Raw genomic sequence first — 16933 nt, 5'->3', positions numbered from 1 at the left:
GGGGATGAGGCCCCATCAATACCGAAGTTTTTTTAGTTGCAAAGTTGGTGGTATGCTCAACCGTTGAGAGGACCGCGAGGTAAGGATTCGGCCTGAATTCCAAGATCTTCAGAAAATTGATTTAGTTCCCTTCGAGCTGAACCAACCTCCCATGACCTCGCTATGACCAGCCCCGCAGAATTAACTCAAAAACGTGATGCTCAGGTCTCTCAACCTGCGGCGGATACATCTTTCACTCCCGAAGGACTGAAGCAGGCGCTCTCTCGAATAATCGACTCCCAGCGCATCCTCACTCGCCCTATCGACCGGATCGCCTTTGCGGCGGACGCAAGCTTCTATCGCATGATCCCCCGCGCGGTCGTGCTGGCCCGGTCGGTCGAGGAAATCCAGTCCCTCTTTCGATTCAGTCACGAACACCTCCTTGCGCTGACGTTTCGCGCCGCAGGCACCAGCCTGTCCGGACAGGCGATTACCGACGGAATCCTGGTCGAGGTGGGACATTACTGGCGTTGGTTACGGGTGGAAGAGGAGGGCCGGAAGGTTCGGTTCCAGCCGGGCGTGATCGGTGGCCACGTTAACCACGCCCTGCGCCCTTATCGCGTCAAGATGGGGCCCGATCCGGCTTCCATTAATGCCTGCATGATGGGCGGCATCCTTTCCAATAATTCCAGCGGGATGTGTTGCGGCGTTGCCCAGAACGCCTACCATACCCTTGACTCCCTCACCTTTGTCCTCCCTTCGGGCACCGTCATCAACACGGCCGATCCGCGCGCCGACGAGATGTTTCGCGTGGCGGGACCGCACCTCGTGGAGGGTCTGCTGGAGCTCAAGCGACAGATTGGAGCCAACCCGGCACTCCACCAGCGTATCCGCAACAAGTACCGCATGAAGAACACCACCGGCTACTCCCTGAACGCCTTCGTCGACTTCGATCGCCCGCTGGACATCTTTCAACACTTGCTCATTGGGGCCGAAGGAACGCTGGCATTCATCGCCGAGGCGGTACTCAACACGGTGCCGGACCTTCCTGTCAAATACACCGGCCTGTTGCTGTTTCCCGATCTTTATGCCGCGGCTGCGTCAATTGTTCCTCTTCGCGACGCCGGGGCTGCAGCCCTTGAGATCATGGACCGCGCCTCCCTTCGCTCAGTCGAGGACCAGCCGGGGATCCCCCCCTCCATCCCGAAGCTTGCGGAGGGTGCCACCGGGGTGCTTGCTGAATTCCAGGCGGCGGAAGAAGCGGAGCGGTCGGCCCTTGAAACCAGAGCACACGAAGCGATCCAGGGGCTCCATTTGCTGGAACCTCCGCTGTTCACCCACGAGCCCGCGGAGCAGGCGGCGTTGTGGAAGATCCGTCAGGGCATGTTTCCCTCGGTGGGCGCGGTGCGCGAGAGTGGTACGACGGTCATCATCGAGGACGTCGCTTTTCCTATTGAGCGACTCGCTGATGCCACCCTGGAGCTGCAGCAACTCTTCGGAAAGCACGGATATGAGAAGGGGATCATCTTCGGTCATGCCAAGGACGGCAATCTGCATTTCGTCATCACGCAATCGTTCAACAATCAGGCGGCCGTGGATCAGTACGCACGTTTCATGGACGACGTGGTGCGACTGGTGGTTGAACGCTATGATGGCGCGCTCAAGGGAGAGCATGGCACCGGCCGGAACATGGCCCCGTTTGTGGAGGCGGAGTGGGGCGGCGAGGCCTATGGGATCATGAAACGGCTGAAGGAGCTCGTGGATCCCGACAATCTGCTGAACCCGGGCGTGATCATCAACCCCGATCCTGCAGCCCATTTGGCCAGCCTGAAACGTATGCCCGTGGTCGAGGAGGAGGTCGACAAGTGCATCGAGTGCGGCTACTGTGAATCCAAGTGCCCGAGCCGCGACCTGACGCTGACGCCGCGCCAGCGGATCGTGGTCCGCCGCGAGATCCAGCGACTAAAGGAGAGTGATGGCGATCGGGGACTCCTGTCCGGTTTGGAGGCCGATTTTCCTTACATGGCGCTGGACACCTGTGCCGTGGACGGACTGTGTGCCACTGCTTGCCCGGTCTCGATCGACACCGGACAACTCACCAAGCGCCTGCGAAAAATGCGCCATTCGCCTTCGGCACAGGGCTTCGCCCGCTACCTGGCAGAACATTTCGGACTCGTGGAACACTCGATGCGATTCGGACTCTCGCTGGGTCATGGGCTTCAGTCGGTGTTTGGTCCCGGAACCTTGACAGCAATCACCCGAGCCCTTCGCGCCGTGACAAAAGAACCCGTGCCGCTCTGGACAGAGGATGTCCCGCGGCGGGCACGCCGGCTTCCAGCCACAAAGAAGAGCGGGGCACAAGCGGTCTATTATCCCGCATGCATCTCGCGAGTGCTGGGCCGTCTGCCGGGTGAACCCGACGATCTGTCGCTCATGGAAGCTTTCGTTGCCGTCGCGCGCCGCGCCGGAGTGGAGATCTTTATTCCGTCCGAAGTGGGCGGCACTTGTTGCGGGGTCCCCTTCTCCTCCAAAGGATATGAGGCGGCCCACGAGGTTTCTCTGAACCGCGCTATCGAGCGTTTCTGGGATTGGTCCGAGCGAGGTAATCTGCCTGTCGTGGTGGATACCAGTCCGTGTGTCTACGGCCTCACCACCGGCCGAGCGCACTTGACGCCCGACAATCAGAAAAAATTCGACCAACTGAAGATCCTGGACAGTGTCACCTTTGTCCACGATGAACTTCTGCCCCGGCTGACTGTCACCCAGAAAGTGAAATCGGTTGCGTTGCATCCCGTGTGTTCATTGATCAAGATGAATCTTGTGCCCAAGCTCAATGCACTTGCTTCGGCATGCAGCGAAAAGGTGGTGGTTCCGCTCAATGCGGGCTGTTGTGGATTTGCAGGTGACCGGGGGTTCCTGTTCCCTGAGCTTACGGAATCCGCGACGCGACTGGAAGCCGCAGAGCTTGGAGATCGAAGGCAGGACGGCTTCTACTCGAGCAGTCGCACCTGCGAGATTGGCATGGCCCGCGCCACGGGACAAGTATACCGCTCCTACATCTATCTGCTTGAGCAAGTGACGCGGGGGAAGAAATAGAGACAGAAACGTACTTCAACCTCTTAATCATTCGCACTCACCGGTGTTGCTCCAGGCCCGTAGGGCTCGAAGAATGTGGCCCCGTCTGAAGCTCCGTCCGCCGTAGACGGAGAGCGAGGGCGGGGTACCAACGAGAAAAAAGGTAAGAGCCCCGCTTGCGCGGCGAAACAATATCCCGTGTCCAAGTATGCCAAACGCCCTATTCGATGACTTTTACTCGGCGCGGGTGGCGCAGACATGCGGTGTATGCATGTCTGCGATGAGGGGCTCTTGGAGGTGCGCAATAGGAACGCAGGTATGCATAGAGCACATGCCTGCGGCACCCCGACCTCTGTTCTTTTTTTCTTCCCCAAGCGCCCCGATTTATCGGGGTGTTAGCCGTTCACTTTCCACTTGCTATGAAACCGATTCATCGGTTTCTGCTCATGAGGAATCCGCCTTCTTCAAGAGAACTCCATTCTTTACATTCGGAAGCCGTTGAAACGGCTTCAAGCAGGGCCTAATGATTTCTCGGTCACCCCGATAAATCGGGGTGCTTTTCAACACAAGACCGATTGAGGATAAGAAGGGGCTGTGACAGGATCCGAGCATTCGGGAACACAAAGCAGGGGGATTATTGCGAACACGGCGTCACTGTGGTCCATCATGCTCAATGAGGGCCCTTCGCGTCATACCTCCTCTCATGAGCTCAGGAGTTAGTGCCGGCCCTTAATTTTTCGAAGATTGCCGCGATCTCTCGATCGGAACGAACCGCAGAAGATTTCTCTATTCTTCGTGCCGGTAGTACTTTCGAGAGCCGCCGCAATGCCTGAATGAAAGACCGCCACATTTGCAGATCCAAGGTCAACGCCGCTCCCAGCAATTTCAGTCCCAGCCACGCCACATGTTCACTGAACCAAAAGGGATCATGCAAATTGACCCAGGTCATAAGTAACCGGTTTCGTTCCGCGACGATGCCGAGCTTGGATTTGGAGATCTCTTTCTTCATCGTGGCGCTGCCGAGATGGTACACCACGCTCCGCGGTTCATACTCCACCACCCACCCACGTTTCCAGGCACGATAGCAGATATCGACGTCTTCCCAGTAAAAGGGAGCCAGAAGCTCGTTGAATCCTCCGACCAAAGAAAGCTTCTTCCCGTCGTACGCCGTGTAGCCGCCACTGCCGAAAAACGAGGGCCATCGCTTGCCAGACAGGGATTCGTGTTCATCTCGGACCTCGTAGTTTTCAAACACACGCCAAAAGCCGTTTTTAAAAGTGCCCAGTTTCCCGGCCCCATCGAGCTCGTTGGTTTCTATCCGGAGTGCCCTGGAGCAGACCGCAAACACCGTTTCATCCTCAAAAAGGCGGACCAGGGGAGCGATGGCATCGGGTGATAAACTCACATCGTTATTGATCAGGAAAACGATCCGGTGGCGGGCGGCGGCAAAACCGCTGTTGGCGGCAGGGACAAATCCCCCGTTGTGATCCCGCACTACAAGGCGCATCAGAGGGTCATGACCATATTCTTTTTTGAACCAGCTGACACTATCGTCCGTGCTTCCATCATCCACGACAACGATCTCCGTCTTTTGTCCGAATTGTTCTTGATACCGTTTGGCGGCAATCAACGCAGAGGGAAGAAACCTGTGAAGCAGTTCCCGCCCATTCCAATTCGGTATGACGATGCTGACGTCGTGCATAAGGAGAACGAAGGAGGCTTCCGAAGTCTCGACGCGCCGCTTATACGTGAGGGCCACCGCTTTGTCAAGGCAGAGCTGTGCTAGAATTGGTTCTCCTGAAACACTTTGATCTTGAGATCGATTCCATCTTACTGACAGACCTGTGAGGAGCATTAGAGGAATCAAATCAACAGGGGAGCGCGAATTTGAACGATCTGGAAGAGTACTTCCTGAAAAATGCAGGGCACCGCACCGTCAAGTGGAAACATTATCTTGAAATCTATGACCGGTACTTCTCAAGGTTCAGGGGAACGGAAGTTCATCTGCTGGAAATCGGGGTGTTCGACGGCGGGTCCTTGCAGATGTGGAAAAGCTACTTTGGTCCCAAGGCCAGGATCTATGGAGTCGATGTCGATCCCAATTGCAAGCAACTGGAGGAAGAACAGATTTCGATTTTCATCGGGGACCAGGCCGATGAAAAATTCTTGAGGCATCTGGCAAAGACTCTCCCCCGAATTGACATTTTGATCGACGATGGGGGTCACAAGATGAATGAGCAAATCGCGACCTTCCGAGTGCTCTTTCCACATATTGACAAGCAGGGAATTTATGTATGCGAAGACCTCCACACCTCGTACTGGAAGAAATTTGGCGGGGGTTTTCGAAGAAGAGGAACTTTCATCGAATATAGCAAGGGTTTCATCGATTCTATCCACGCCTGGCATTCCAAGGAACCACGGAAACTCGCGGTGTCGGACCTGACGAGATCCATTTATTCACTCCATTACTATGATAGCCTCCTCGTGATCGAGAAGAGGCCCATGGAACCGCCCAGTCCGATCACCAGTGGTAGCCCCACGTTGGACCGATCCCGGAAGCCATCCTCCATTCGTCGTTTAGTCCGGTCTCTGAGCTCCAGGGTGAAGTGAATCGGGTCGATATCATTCCACGGTTACGGTTCCCGTTCGGAGTCGAGTTTTCTGAAGAGCGGATACAACCGATATGAAAATGTCCAAGACGCTGTTTGTCTCCAACCGCGCGGCATGGCGGGCGTGGCTCTCACAGAATCATGAGAATGAAACGGAGATCTGGCTCATCCATTATAAGAAACGCACCGGCCGACCCAGCCTTCCATACGAGGATGCCGTCAATGAGGGTTTGTGCTTTGGGTGGATCGACAGCCTTGTGCAACGGATTGATTCAGAGAGATACGCGCGAAAGTTCACACCCCGCAAGGCCCAAAGCCGCTGGTCAGAATTGAACAAGTGCCGTGTCAAAGCGTTGATCCGTGAGGGCAGGATGAGGTCAATGGGGTTGGCTAAGATCCCGGATCAGGTGCTCCGCGACAAAGCGGGTTCTGAAACCCTGCGGCAAACGAAGACCTCGGCCATTCCCCCGTCGATCAAGCAAGTCCTCATGGCCAACTCGCAGGCCTGGAGGAACTTCAAGGGGCTGGCCCCGTCTTACCGGCGGCTTTACGTGAAATGGATCACCGCCGCTCGAAAGGAAGAAACGCGCCAGCGACGGATGCAAGAAGCCCTCGCGCTTCTGTCTCAGGGCAAGAAACTGGGCCTGAAATAGAGAGGAAGGGGAATTGATATACCTGCAGCGTTCAGTTCGTCTGACAAGGAGGGAGAATGGCCAAGAAAGAACTTCCCCAACCCGGCACCATCGCCTGGGTGGACCTCACAGTCCCTCACGCGACGAAGGTCCAGGACTTTTATGCCGCGGTGACCGGCTGGAAACCCGAGGCCGTGTTCAGTGGGCAGGGGGCCCTCCCCCGCGATGCTTCGGCCTTTTGAAGAGAAGAAGCAGCGGAAGGACGGCCACGAAAATGATGCCGAGGATGCGGAAAGTTTCCAGAAAAGACAAGATCGACGCCTGTTGCTGCACCATCCCAAACAAGGTGCCGTACGCTTCCCGCGTCGCCGTATAGGCATCTGCCCCGCGTGCCATCATGGCCATCCGGATGTTTTCCAGCATCAACTGGGATTGGGGGCTATAGACGTTGACGTGAGCCCCCAGGGTGTTGATGTTCCTCTGCGAATCACGCGCCAACATGGTCGTCGTAATCGCGATCCCCACACTCCCTCCAATATTTCGCATCAGGTTGAATATACTGGTGGCATTGCCCATCTCTTCTTTTGGAATGGGGTCCATGGTCACAGTGGTCAGCGGAATGAAGAGAGGCGCCAGGCAAAGCCCCTGAAGAAACTGGGGCCAGAAGATGTCCCAATAGCCCGTATTGAGATTCAACCAGGAAAGCTGAAAGAGGGTGAACGCGGCCCCGATCAGGCCGAAGGCCAGAAGTTTTCGGGGATCAAAACGGGACATGATGGCCCCCACCACCGGCATGGCGATGAAGGAGCCCAGGCCGCGCGGAAACATGGCAATGCCGGCATCCAGGGCGGGGTATCCCAGCAGCGTTTGCAGCAGGATGGGAAGCAGGACCAGGCTGCCATAGAGCACGAATCCCAATACGGTCATCAGAAATACCCCGGCACTAAAGGTCCGCAGCCTGAGCACGCGCAGGTTGACGACCGGATGCTTCGTACGCAACTGGTGAATCACAAAAAGGACCAAGGTCATTGAAGAAACGATGGCAAGGGTAGTGATCCAGTGGGACGAGAACCAGTCTTCCTCCTGGCCTTTATCGAGGACGATCTGCAAGGCGCCGATACCGACCGCCAGTAAGCCAATCCCCCAGTAATCCACGCGGGAGGTGGGACGGCGAATGTACGGGGGGTCAAAAATGAACAGTTTGGTCATGACGATGGAGGCGATGCCGACCGGAATATTGATATAAAACACCCAGCGCCAACTGTAAGTATCCGTCAGCCATCCACCCAACACCGGTCCCAGCATGGGCGCCACCACAATTCCCAAACCCCAGAAGGCCATGGCCTTCCCGCGGTCCTGGGGAGGGAAGGCTTCGAGCATGACGGCTTGAGAAATGGGCTGCAGCGCACCCCCCGTGGCGCCCTGGACAATCCGGAAGAAGATCAGCACGGGTAGGCTTGGAGCCAAACCGCAGAGGAAAGAAGCTGATGTGAACCCGACGACGGCGGCCATCAACAGGCGCTTGCGGCCGAAGTAATTGGCCAGCCAACCGGTGATCGGGAGGACGATCGCGTTCGCGACCAGATAGGAAGTGAGCGCCCAGGTAGCTTCATCGACGCTCGCGGAAAGGCTCCCGGCAATATGGGGGAGCGAGACGTTCACCACCGTCGTGTCCAACACTTCCATGAAAGTGGCAAACATCACAGAGATGGCGATGATCCAGGGATTGATCTGCGGCACGGTCGCCGGCGTCTCCGTCGTCATGAGATCGATCCATCTCCGGGCAGGCCAGCTGCAACGAGAATGACGGCGGTCACCGCCTCCAATCCAATGCTCGACGAGATCATCAAGTCATAGAGGTGACGGTTGGTCCAGTCCTGACCGAAAAAACGCTGAATGAAAGCGGCCCGCTTGCGATCGGTTTCCCGCGCATAGGCGACCGGGTCCTTGCCGGCAGGGATCCGATCCTGAATGCGCTGGACGCGCTCCGCCATCGGCGCATAAATCGACACATGAAAGGCGTCTTCCCGTTTCTGGAGGACGCACTGACCTCCACGTCCAACCGTGACACAGTTTCCGATGGTGGCCGCCTCCTCCAGGACGCGGCGACACAGCGCCGCCATGGCTTCGGCATCAAACAGGTCAGAATCCACGCGAGTGGCGACCCCTTCATATCCGCCGCGCCACAAGGCTTTATTCAGCTGGTGAAACCAAGGGTCGACCGATTCGTCGAACCGTTTTGCGACATCAGGGTTCACCTTCGCAGTCTTGGCGATTTCTGCAATTAAGGACTGGTCCACAAGCCTCCAACCCAGACGCTCAGCGAGCATCCGGGCGACCGTGCCTCCACCACTTCCATATTCCCGGCTGATTGTGATGACCCGGATCATGACTTCTCCTTAAATTTCGAGCCCGCGTGTGACACATTCCTGAACTGCAAGATGATCCATCATGGCAGATCGCCCGGAAATATGGCCACGCTGACCGGGAGCTTCGGGCGAGGTGCGATCTTCGTTCTATGGACGAAAGCATAAAGCAGCACACGGCCTGGGCGCAAACCATAATTCTTGGTGAGAGGGGTGAGTAGACACACACAGGATAAGTTCATCCGTGGACCACACTCCGGCCACGCAAGACAGCCCGGCAGTGCTCCCAGTCGGACTTGGTCAACGCCGGACCCCATAGTCATATGAGGAAAACCCTTCCGCCTGTAGTAAGGAATATCCAATGGAAGGATTGTGAATGAGAAACCCGTGCCACTGGGGCATCAATCAAAGGAACACTGATCCAGGTGAGGAAGCGCAATAGGGCTCATTTTCAGGATGCAGTGGAGTTGCGAGAAGGCGGCCGTTTCTTTCTTGAGGCGGTCTCGAGGAAATCCCTCAGCGCCACGGCGGCGTTGTGTTCCTCATCGCGGGAGCTGTAAATCAGCGTGACCTGACCTCGCCGGGCATCGCGCAGCAGGAGTTCCCAGGCCTCACGATTCCTTTCCAGTTCGGCAAAGTATCTTCGTCGAAACCCCAGCCATTTTTCGGGATCATGGTTGAACCATTGGCGCAGTTCCACACTGGGGGCGACCTCCTTCAACCAGCCATTGAGCGGGAGGGATGTCTTCTTCACGGCCCCTGGGCCAGAGGCGTTCAACCAGAAAACGCTTCCCGTCCGCAGGGGAGGCCGGCTCGTAGGCTCGCTTCAATAAGATCATGGTGAGGCTCCTTGACGGGTACCGGGGAACGCTTCAATCACCTCTTACAGTTCCCCCTTGCCCTTTCCCGCCACACCTGCGCATCCCCTCAGTTTTTCTCTGAGCACGAGTAAACGTTGGGTCAATTCTCAATGACCTAACTTACCTTATGCCGGGAGCGGGCAAGGGCGTGTGGTTCTCCTCTACACATGCTGACTTTTTACTTTGTGGGACGCGCCGTTCCCGAATCTCCAGCCGAGGCTGCGGCACTACGCTTTGAAATCCGCTGATAACTCCCCGGCACGGCACGAAAGCTGATGGCGAGACGGTTCCAGCCATTGATGGCGATAATGGCCATCGTCAAATCCACAAGTTCTTTCTCGGTGAAATACTGACGTGCGAGCTGGAAAACGCTGTCCGGGACGTGGTCCTGGCTGACCAGGGTCACCGCTTCGGTCCACTCCAGGGCTGCCCGCTCCCGGTCTGTGAAGAACGGTGTTTCGCGCCACACGGAGACCGCATAAAGGCGTTGTTCGGTTTCGCCCTCGGCCCGGGCATCCTTAGTGTGCATATCAATGCAGTAGGCGCAGCCATTGATTGCCGAGGCACGAAGCTTGATCAGTTCCACGAGCGAAGGCTCCAATCCGCTCTGTCGAACATACTTTTCCAGGGCGTACATGGCCTCCGCGGCCCGGGGTGCGTCTTTGGCATACTCAATTCGAGGTTTCATTTGTCCTCCTTATGAATGGATGAAGATGGCGCTGGATTCATTCCCGATAACGACGCTTTCATGAAAGGTTGTGAATTCCGACCGACGGGGAAGTCGATCGGATTTTCCTTTGCGGTCCTGGCTACAAAGGGTCTTGCATCCCGTGATAAAAGGGAAGTGATGAAATATCGTAAAGAGATATTTTATCAACTTTCAGTCCCGTGGGCGACCGTGAAATTCCAAAAGGCCGGTGTGGATTGTCCTTGGCCATCGTCTCAGGAGTTCTGCGATTTTCCGGTGGCCTGCCGCATCGAATCAGAGTCTGTTCAACCGTGCGGTGGAAGCGACGGTCTGGCCGAGGGGAAAGATCTTACCCCTGAATTAGGAAGGCAGACAGTATCGGGGGTCGGGAGTTCACGTCTTAGGACGGATTGGCATTCTTGCACGGCCGTGCCTCAACATCAGGGGATCTGCCTACACCCGGCCGTGACTGTGGGTCGTAGGGCCGAAGAACAACTTCACCTTCAATCCACCGTGGCCGGAAGCAATTCTGGTCACGAAATCCATGGCCTTGCGCGAGGCGGCGTTAAACAGACTCGGCATTTCCATAACAATCAAAACAACCGAGCACACCAAGCAGAAACTCAGATTTGAGGTTGGGGGTTTGCTTGGCGACAAGAAGACTCGTTGAGCCTCGGCCACCGGCATTGCCACTACTGAGATAATTTCATGCTGGGCCGCAGCGTGAGCTGCTCGGCGGGCGAAAAGGCATGGCTGCGGATGAGCAGAGTGCTGACCAGAGACGTAAGGCCGGAAGCGGCAAAAATCATGGAGAGAATCACGAACTGGTAGATCGCCGCGTAGATAGGTTTCGAACCCGAAAGCAACATTCCCGTCATCAGGCCGGGGATCCAAACGATGCCGAGTGAACGTAGGGAGTCGATGGCTGGGATCAGGCTCGCCTGGAGCGAGGATTGGACATAGGGAGCCACGGTTTGCCTGGAACCCGCGCCCAGGGCCAGTCCGGTCTCGATAAGCCCGACATTAGCCAGGACGTCGGAGCGGAATCGGTTCAGCGCCAGGGAGTTGGTGTTCATCGCATTCGCGATGAGCATGCTGCCGACCGGGATGAGCGAGGCGATCCCGGTATCAATCGCACCCGCCCAGGCCATCAGCAGAATCACCAAACCCGCGCCGAACGCGATGGCGTAAAGAGAGACTCCAAAGGCGCCTGGAATGCCTTTGGCGCGCCGGGCCGAGGTGGCTGCGGCGGCGGTAATCATGCCGGACAGAACAAAAAAGCTTGTCCACTGCGGGCCGCGAAGGAGCAGGACCAGGATCGAGCCCACCGCCACGATCTGGACGATGCCGCGGACCAGCGCAACGAGGATGTCGCGCTCCAGATGAATCTCCCGCTTCCGGGCAATCCCCATCACCATCAAGGCCAACACGGTGGCGACCGCTGCCTGCGCAAGCCCCAGGGAAAGCTGGTTAGTGAAGAGATGTTTCAGCATTGAGGACCTCCTTCGCAGGACCTATTCTGTCCAGCTTGCCTTCTCTCAGGAGAAGCGCATGCACCGCCATGCGCGCCGCTTGTGACGGGTCGTGGGTAACCATCAGGCAGGTGAGGGAGTTCTGTCTGACTACTTGAAGGATGAGTGATTCGACTTCCTGCTTGGTCGCTTCATCCAGCGCCGACGTGGGTTCGTCCAGCAACAATACCAGCGGAGTGTTCGCGAGCGCGCGGGCGAGGCTGACGCGTTGGGCTTCTCCCCCCGACAGGTGGCTGACATCGCTGCGCTCCTGACCGGCGAGTCCAACCTGATTCAACAAACGGGAGATTGCTTCCTCCGCGAGCTCCTTCCCCTGCTGGTGAGGACCGAACCGGAGATTGTCGGCGATCGTACCAGGGAAAAGGAAGGCCGTTTGCGTCATCATGCCGATCTGCCGCCGCAGTTGACGCGGGGGAATTTCGTGACAGTCCATTCCCTCGAGATAGACTGTTCCCGAGGTAGGCTCATCCAGCCGGTTGAGGAGGCGAAGAAAGGAGGACTTGCCGGATCCGCTCGGCCCGACAATTGCCATCACATCCCCTCGTTCGACCTGGATGCTGATGTCTTCAACCACGTGCTTGCCGGAAACCACACGGCTCAAATGCTTCGTTTCAAGGATCCAGGATCCCGTGCTCCCCTTGTCTTTTTCCATCACTTGGCCTTCGGTGCCGGTTGTTGTGAAGCAGGCCTCCTCGCCTGCCTCTTTTGTGCGGAGGTGTGCAGATGGGACGACTGCGCCACCCCGGGCCTCAAACGTGGTCGTCGTCCAGCACCCTCGGAGATGACGTCTGAGTGGAGGCCGTTGCGACTCTCCCCCAGGCGCTCGTCTTCCAATTATCAACGGAGGTGGACGCAGATCCCCAGGATGGAAGCGGCATAAGCAACCTTTCGGAAAATCCGAACAGGAACGGTTCGTACATTTCTCGTTGCCGCTTCAACGTGTCTTCGCCTGTCCGCGCCCGGCAAAGAGGTGCGCCTGCGGCGCCAAGAATCTCCCGCAGCTTGGCGAGCGTGGCCTCGTTGAAACGGTCCACAGAGGCGGATTGAGGCGGAATTCCAAGAACCTGAGCCAGGTCCACCAGCGCATGCCGCGAGATGGCAAACGTCAAGCCGGCCTGCCACTGGAGCGCCCCCTCGGTATGAGCGATGAGCAGGGCGCAAGTGTCCAGGATCGTTGCCAGGGCCAAAACCCACGACTGGTTATTATGCTGAGAACGAAAGTAGCACAAGACAGGATATGAGATATGGCTCTCCATCAATTCTGCCGCCCACGACTCCCAAGCCCGCAGGTATTCACCCAGCGCTTCCAGATTTTGTTGGCTGGCGTGTCGGCGCAGAAGTTCCGCGGCTGTCGGTGGGGAACCCGCGCGCGCGTCCAGCAATGAAATATTCACCTCCCGCCGCGAAAATGCCCCGTAGAGCACGGGCAGATAGGAAATGACGACGGCCAAAAAACCGAAGCCGGTCCCGGCCTCTGCAACGGTAACCACGCGCGCAAGAGAGGTGTGCGGTGTCACATCGCCGAGGCCGAGCGTAAAGAAGGAGGTTCCGCTCATGTAAAGCTCGGTGCGAAAGGATTGAAGGCCACTGGACCCCGCAATCATTGAACCGGCCGCCCATTGCAGCATCGCGAATCCGAGCACGAGCCCCAGCGCCCATACCCCGAAGAGCATTAAGACCGACAGGGGACCATAGACGCTGAGGAAATCTTCCCGGGCCTTCCCCGATTTCATGCGGCGTGCGATCAGCATCCAGGGAATTCCCGTGATTCGGTAGAAGGTCCGGGTCAGCCGGAAGCGGCGGGTTACCCGCCGCGGCAGGATCATGGTTTCGAAGCAATCCCAGAGAATGGTGAGAAGCAGAAAGACGCCAAGAACGCCGATGAGTACAGCCATCGCCAACATCCCTTTCAGCAGCAAATCTGCGGGGCAGGTCCGCCATTCCTAATTTCTATGGCAAGCGTTTGGCGGACACCTTGCCAGGGCATGCCCCGCTGGTGTGCGCGCCAGCTTTGCGGGGACGCCATTTGTGAACCGAATGCGATTGGTCGCTGCCCACTTTACTTGTAGAAGAGGTTGAAGGCAAGGGTCTAATAAGCCTTGATTCCGAAGTTGAAGAGCCGAGCCTGTTCTCCATAGGACTCCAAAAGAAAGGGATCATATATAGGCTGAGTCGATGTAGCACCAGCGCCAGGTCTGTCCCGGCTGATGGGATTCCATGACCGGGTGCCCGGACTTCCGAAAATGTTCAGTTGCGTGCCGCCCCCTCGAAGAATCGCAACAACCGACGTGGCCACAGACCAGGCACATTCGTAACTGGACCCACGACCATCCGAGCTTAAGGCACTCTTCACATCCGTTAGAGTTCGGGTTGACGGTGCGGATTTGATCGAGATGAGTGCATTGATTCGACAATTGATCCTCCTCCTTAAGAAGTAGTAACGACTTTAGTCGTTATTACGAGCTGCTCTTGCCCAAGCCGTAACGACTAAAGTCGTTACTACGGGATTCACACGCGCAATCGTTTCGGACCACTCACAAACGGATTTCCACGTTCATAGACACGTAGCAAACGGTCAACCTCGCGCGTGATGCCAATACGCACGCTCCGGCCGATGGGGCCGCTGATTCCTACTGCCTCGCCCAGCCAGAGGGGCCCCTCGTTGCACAGGTCAAGGCCGTCAAAACGTTTATCGATCCGCATGGCGGCGGCAAGTCGTCCCGGGCCCCGGGCAAGGTCGAGCAATTTTGTCGTGCCCCGGTGATGTTCCATTAGGATGATCCCATCCATCGGTTCGACGGCCCGCAACAAGACTCCCGCGCCGATCCCGGCACGCTCGCTCGTCACATTCATCATGAAGAACGAGCCATAGGTGAAGTAGACGTAGGCAAATCCGTGTCCGAGGAACAACGAGCGGTTTCCCGGTGTCTCTCCGCGAAAGGCATGCCCGGCGGAATCCCCCGGGGGATACGCCTCGGCTTCGATGATGCGACCGCTGATCCTGCCCTTCGGGAGATCGTGGACCAGCGTTTTTCCGATAAGATAGCGAGCAAGCTCAACCGTGTCGAGAGGCAGTTCAGCGCGGCGAAGCCGACGGATTCGCCGTCCCTCCAATCCAGAAGTCCGGTGTAAGAGTTCATCTCTTGGCGGCATCACGCGGGCGCTCCCTATTACAAGTCGATGACGAGATCGCTTTCAGGCTGAGAGCAACAGATCAGCAGGTTGCCGTCGGCGGGCGGATCGAGGGGATTGGGACTGTAATGGACCGCCCCAGCGACCAGCCCGCTTTCACAATTGTGACAGACCCCGGTCCGACAGGACCACTTCGCAGGGACATCGCAGGCCTCCGCGAGTTCGAGCAGGCTTTGATATGAGGAATTCCATCGTACGGTCAATCCGCTGCGGGCGAATGAGACACGCGGGCCCGAGCCCTCAGGACCTGCCGGCAAATGGGGCGGCGGATGGGAAGCTTCGACCACCCCGGGCGTGCTGGACTCGCCCGGACCGAAAACTTCTGTGTGCACACATTCCGATGGGGCTCCCCGATCCTTGAGGCCGGCAGAGAACTGCTGCAGGAACGCAGGAGGACCGCAAAGGTAGAATTCGGGGTCACGCGCGATGCCCAGTTTATCGAGCAACGAAATGTCAAGATGCCCGGCGGAATCGAAATCCAGGCCGGGTCGATCCCCGCGGCCGGGACGGCTGTACCGGATGTGACTGTGGCCGTGAGAGAGCGATTCGAGGAGGCGTCGGGACTCATCGGCGAAGGGGTGGTCGTCCCGGCTGCGGGCTCCATACAGCCACCAGACCTCACGCGGCGAGGCCTCCACAGACAATGCGTGCAGCATGGCGAGCACGGGCGTCGCCCCTACGCCGGCACTGAGCAGAACAACCGGGCGGTCGCCGGGCCGCAATGTGAAACTCCCTCTCGGGGCACTCACCTCCAAGACGTCACCTGCACGGAGCCGCTCGTGCAGATAAGTGCTGGCCACCCCCTTCGCCTCTCGTTTGACACTTACGCGGTAGTGATCGGTCCCGGGTTGATCAGACAACGAGTAACTCCGCAACAAGGGAGGCGCCCCGGGGGTTGGCTGGAGCCTCAGCACCACGAATTGTCCCGGCAGGGGCGTCATGAGAGGTTGTGTATCGGACGGCACGAGGACGAGCGAGAGTACGGTGCTGCTCTCACGATCGATCCGGGCGACCCGCAGTCGACGGAAACCTGGCCAAGCAGGGGGAGGACCGGCCACCGGCCCAAGCCCGGCATTGCCGCTTACCGAACCACCCCCTTGTTCCTGCTGAAGCAAGGACTGAAAAGAATTCCTCCACCCGGCGCTCAAAGCGGGAATCCGGAGCGCGCGCTCGAGTTGATTCCGAGGATGGCCGGGCATGTAGAGCAATGCATTCACTTCCGTGACCGTCATCCGCTCGGTGCCGTCAGCCGTCTTGACAATCTCGTCCCCCTCCCCCACTTCGCCCTCCTGCAATACACGGAAATAGAAACCGGGTTTGCCGCTGGAAGTGAGCAGTGCCGCCATTCGGGGTTCCTCCATCCGGATGCCGACGCGGTAACACGTGACGCGGGGTTGCGTCACTTCAAAGACGGCGCCGCCCATCTTGAACCGATCGCCGATACAGACTTCTTCGTCCGCCAAACCCTCAACTGTGAAGTTCTCTCCAAACTGGCCGTAGGTGAAGTTGCTGCGTCCAAGGCGGCGCTCCCAGTGACGATAGGAATCCATCTGGTAAACAAGAACTGCCCGGTGCTCTCCCCCATGGCCGGCGAGATCTCCCTGCTGGTCGCCGTCGATGTTGAGCCGTCGGACCATCCTTCGACCCTGAATCGAGTTCTTCCAAACCGAGGTGTGGACGGTCTTTCCATGCCACGTGATGTCGCGCGGAAGGCCGACATTAACTGAGAGAAGTCGCGCCATCAGATCCTCCTGGAGATATTTTTTTGAGTGTGAACACCATTGGGGAAGGTCAGTCCTTTCCACGGAACCTGAACTCTCCCGCCCGCAACACGCGTCGAGGGTCAAAGAGTTCTCGTTCCCATTCCGCCCTACGGCGGGGCGATCGCAATTTGCCAGTGTCTTGAAAAGTCTAGGACTTGCTCCGGGCGAGTTCAAGCGAAATGTTCCACCTGGGACGTCTGAAGGCAAAAGGTATTGCGAACGAAGGGCAGTAAGCTT

General features: G+C 57.7%; 15 protein-coding genes and 1 pseudogene. 5 read left to right on the top strand and 11 right to left on the bottom strand.

Annotated elements, in window-relative coordinates; genetic code table 11:
* The first annotated feature begins 162 nt into the window (after positions 1-162).
* On the top strand, positions 163-3075 hold the full coding sequence (locus tag LAO21_13760) for an FAD-binding oxidoreductase (protein ID MBZ5553784.1): 2913 nt from the start codon (positions 163-165) through the stop codon (positions 3073-3075).
* 688 nt (positions 3076-3763) lie between these two features.
* On the opposite strand, the gene LAO21_13755 is transcribed toward LAO21_13760, so the two are convergent.
* Complete coding sequence (locus tag LAO21_13755; GenBank protein MBZ5553783.1) at positions 3764-4813, bottom strand: glycosyltransferase family 2 protein; 1050 nt, start codon at positions 4811-4813, stop codon at positions 3764-3766.
* Between the two features lie 128 nt (positions 4814-4941).
* Here LAO21_13755 and LAO21_13750 point away from each other — a divergent pair, with 128 nt between their 5' ends.
* From LAO21_13750 to LAO21_13740, 3 genes are all read left to right on the top strand, one after another.
* A complete protein-coding gene (locus LAO21_13750) occupies positions 4942-5664 on the top strand; it encodes a class I SAM-dependent methyltransferase (protein MBZ5553782.1) in 723 nt (240 codons plus the stop codon).
* Between the two features lie 79 nt (positions 5665-5743).
* Positions 5744-6316: a YdeI/OmpD-associated family protein gene (locus LAO21_13745; GenBank protein MBZ5553781.1), complete on the top strand. Its 573-nt coding sequence runs from the start codon at positions 5744-5746 to the stop codon at positions 6314-6316.
* Positions 6317-6372: 56 nt separating this feature from the next.
* Positions 6373-6537, top strand: a complete 165-nt coding sequence (locus LAO21_13740; protein MBZ5553780.1) for a hypothetical protein — start codon at positions 6373-6375, stop codon at positions 6535-6537.
* On the opposite strand, the gene LAO21_13735 is transcribed toward LAO21_13740, so the two are convergent.
* The 4 genes and pseudogenes from LAO21_13735 to LAO21_13720 form a co-directional block, all read right to left on the bottom strand.
* Positions 6494-8059: a DHA2 family efflux MFS transporter permease subunit gene (locus LAO21_13735; GenBank protein MBZ5553779.1), complete on the bottom strand. Its 1566-nt coding sequence runs from the start codon at positions 8057-8059 to the stop codon at positions 6494-6496. The two genes, LAO21_13740 and LAO21_13735, sit on opposite strands and share 44 nt — an antisense overlap.
* A complete protein-coding gene (locus LAO21_13730; GenBank protein ID MBZ5553778.1) occupies positions 8056-8685 on the bottom strand; it encodes a cytidylate kinase-like family protein in 630 nt (209 codons plus the stop codon). Before LAO21_13730 ends, LAO21_13735 begins: the two co-directional genes overlap by 4 nt.
* A 427-nt stretch (positions 8686-9112) precedes the next feature.
* Positions 9113-9500 (bottom strand): annotated as a pseudogene (locus LAO21_13725) (DUF488 family protein).
* Between the two features lie 199 nt (positions 9501-9699).
* On the bottom strand, positions 9700-10209 hold the full coding sequence (locus LAO21_13720; GenBank protein MBZ5553777.1) for a carboxymuconolactone decarboxylase family protein: 510 nt from the start codon (positions 10207-10209) through the stop codon (positions 9700-9702).
* Between the two features lie 15 nt (positions 10210-10224).
* On the opposite strand from LAO21_13720, the gene LAO21_13715 reads away from it, so the two are divergent.
* Positions 10225-10842, top strand: a complete 618-nt coding sequence (locus tag LAO21_13715; protein MBZ5553776.1) for a hypothetical protein — start codon at positions 10225-10227, stop codon at positions 10840-10842.
* A gap of 59 nt (positions 10843-10901) precedes the next feature.
* Here LAO21_13715 and LAO21_13710 read toward each other — a convergent pair whose 3' ends face one another.
* The 6 genes from LAO21_13710 to LAO21_13685 all read right to left on the bottom strand — a co-directional run bounded on the left by LAO21_13710 (position 10902) and on the right by LAO21_13685 (position 16675).
* A complete protein-coding gene (locus LAO21_13710) occupies positions 10902-11702 on the bottom strand; it encodes an ABC transporter permease (GenBank protein ID MBZ5553775.1) in 801 nt (266 codons plus the stop codon).
* Entirely contained in the window at positions 11680-12393 is a 714-nt protein-coding gene (locus tag LAO21_13705; protein MBZ5553774.1) for a phosphate ABC transporter ATP-binding protein, read from the bottom strand. Before LAO21_13705 ends, LAO21_13710 begins: the two co-directional genes overlap by 23 nt.
* Before the next feature lie 97 nt (positions 12394-12490).
* Entirely contained in the window at positions 12491-13636 is a 1146-nt protein-coding gene (locus LAO21_13700) for a potassium channel family protein (protein ID MBZ5553773.1), read from the bottom strand.
* A 261-nt stretch (positions 13637-13897) separates the two neighbouring features.
* The gene (locus LAO21_13695; protein MBZ5553772.1) at positions 13898-14155 is read right to left on the bottom strand and encodes a UBP-type zinc finger domain-containing protein; all 258 of its coding nucleotides are present in this window, start codon (positions 14153-14155) and stop codon (positions 13898-13900) included.
* Between the two features lie 94 nt (positions 14156-14249).
* Positions 14250-14894 carry a DNA-3-methyladenine glycosylase gene (locus tag LAO21_13690; GenBank protein ID MBZ5553771.1) on the bottom strand — a complete coding sequence of 215 codons (645 nt, stop codon included), beginning with the start codon at positions 14892-14894 and terminating at the stop codon, positions 14250-14252.
* A 17-nt stretch (positions 14895-14911) separates the two neighbouring features.
* Complete coding sequence (locus LAO21_13685) at positions 14912-16675, bottom strand: MOSC domain-containing protein (protein ID MBZ5553770.1); 1764 nt, start codon at positions 16673-16675, stop codon at positions 14912-14914.
* Between the last annotated feature and the right edge of the window lie 258 nt (positions 16676-16933).

It is taken from the genome of Terriglobia bacterium (genome assembly GCA_020073085.1).
In the GTDB taxonomy this organism is placed as follows: domain Bacteria; phylum Acidobacteriota; class Terriglobia; order JAIQFV01; family JAIQFV01; genus JAIQFV01.
This window is presented reverse-complemented; position numbering and strand designations above follow the sequence as displayed.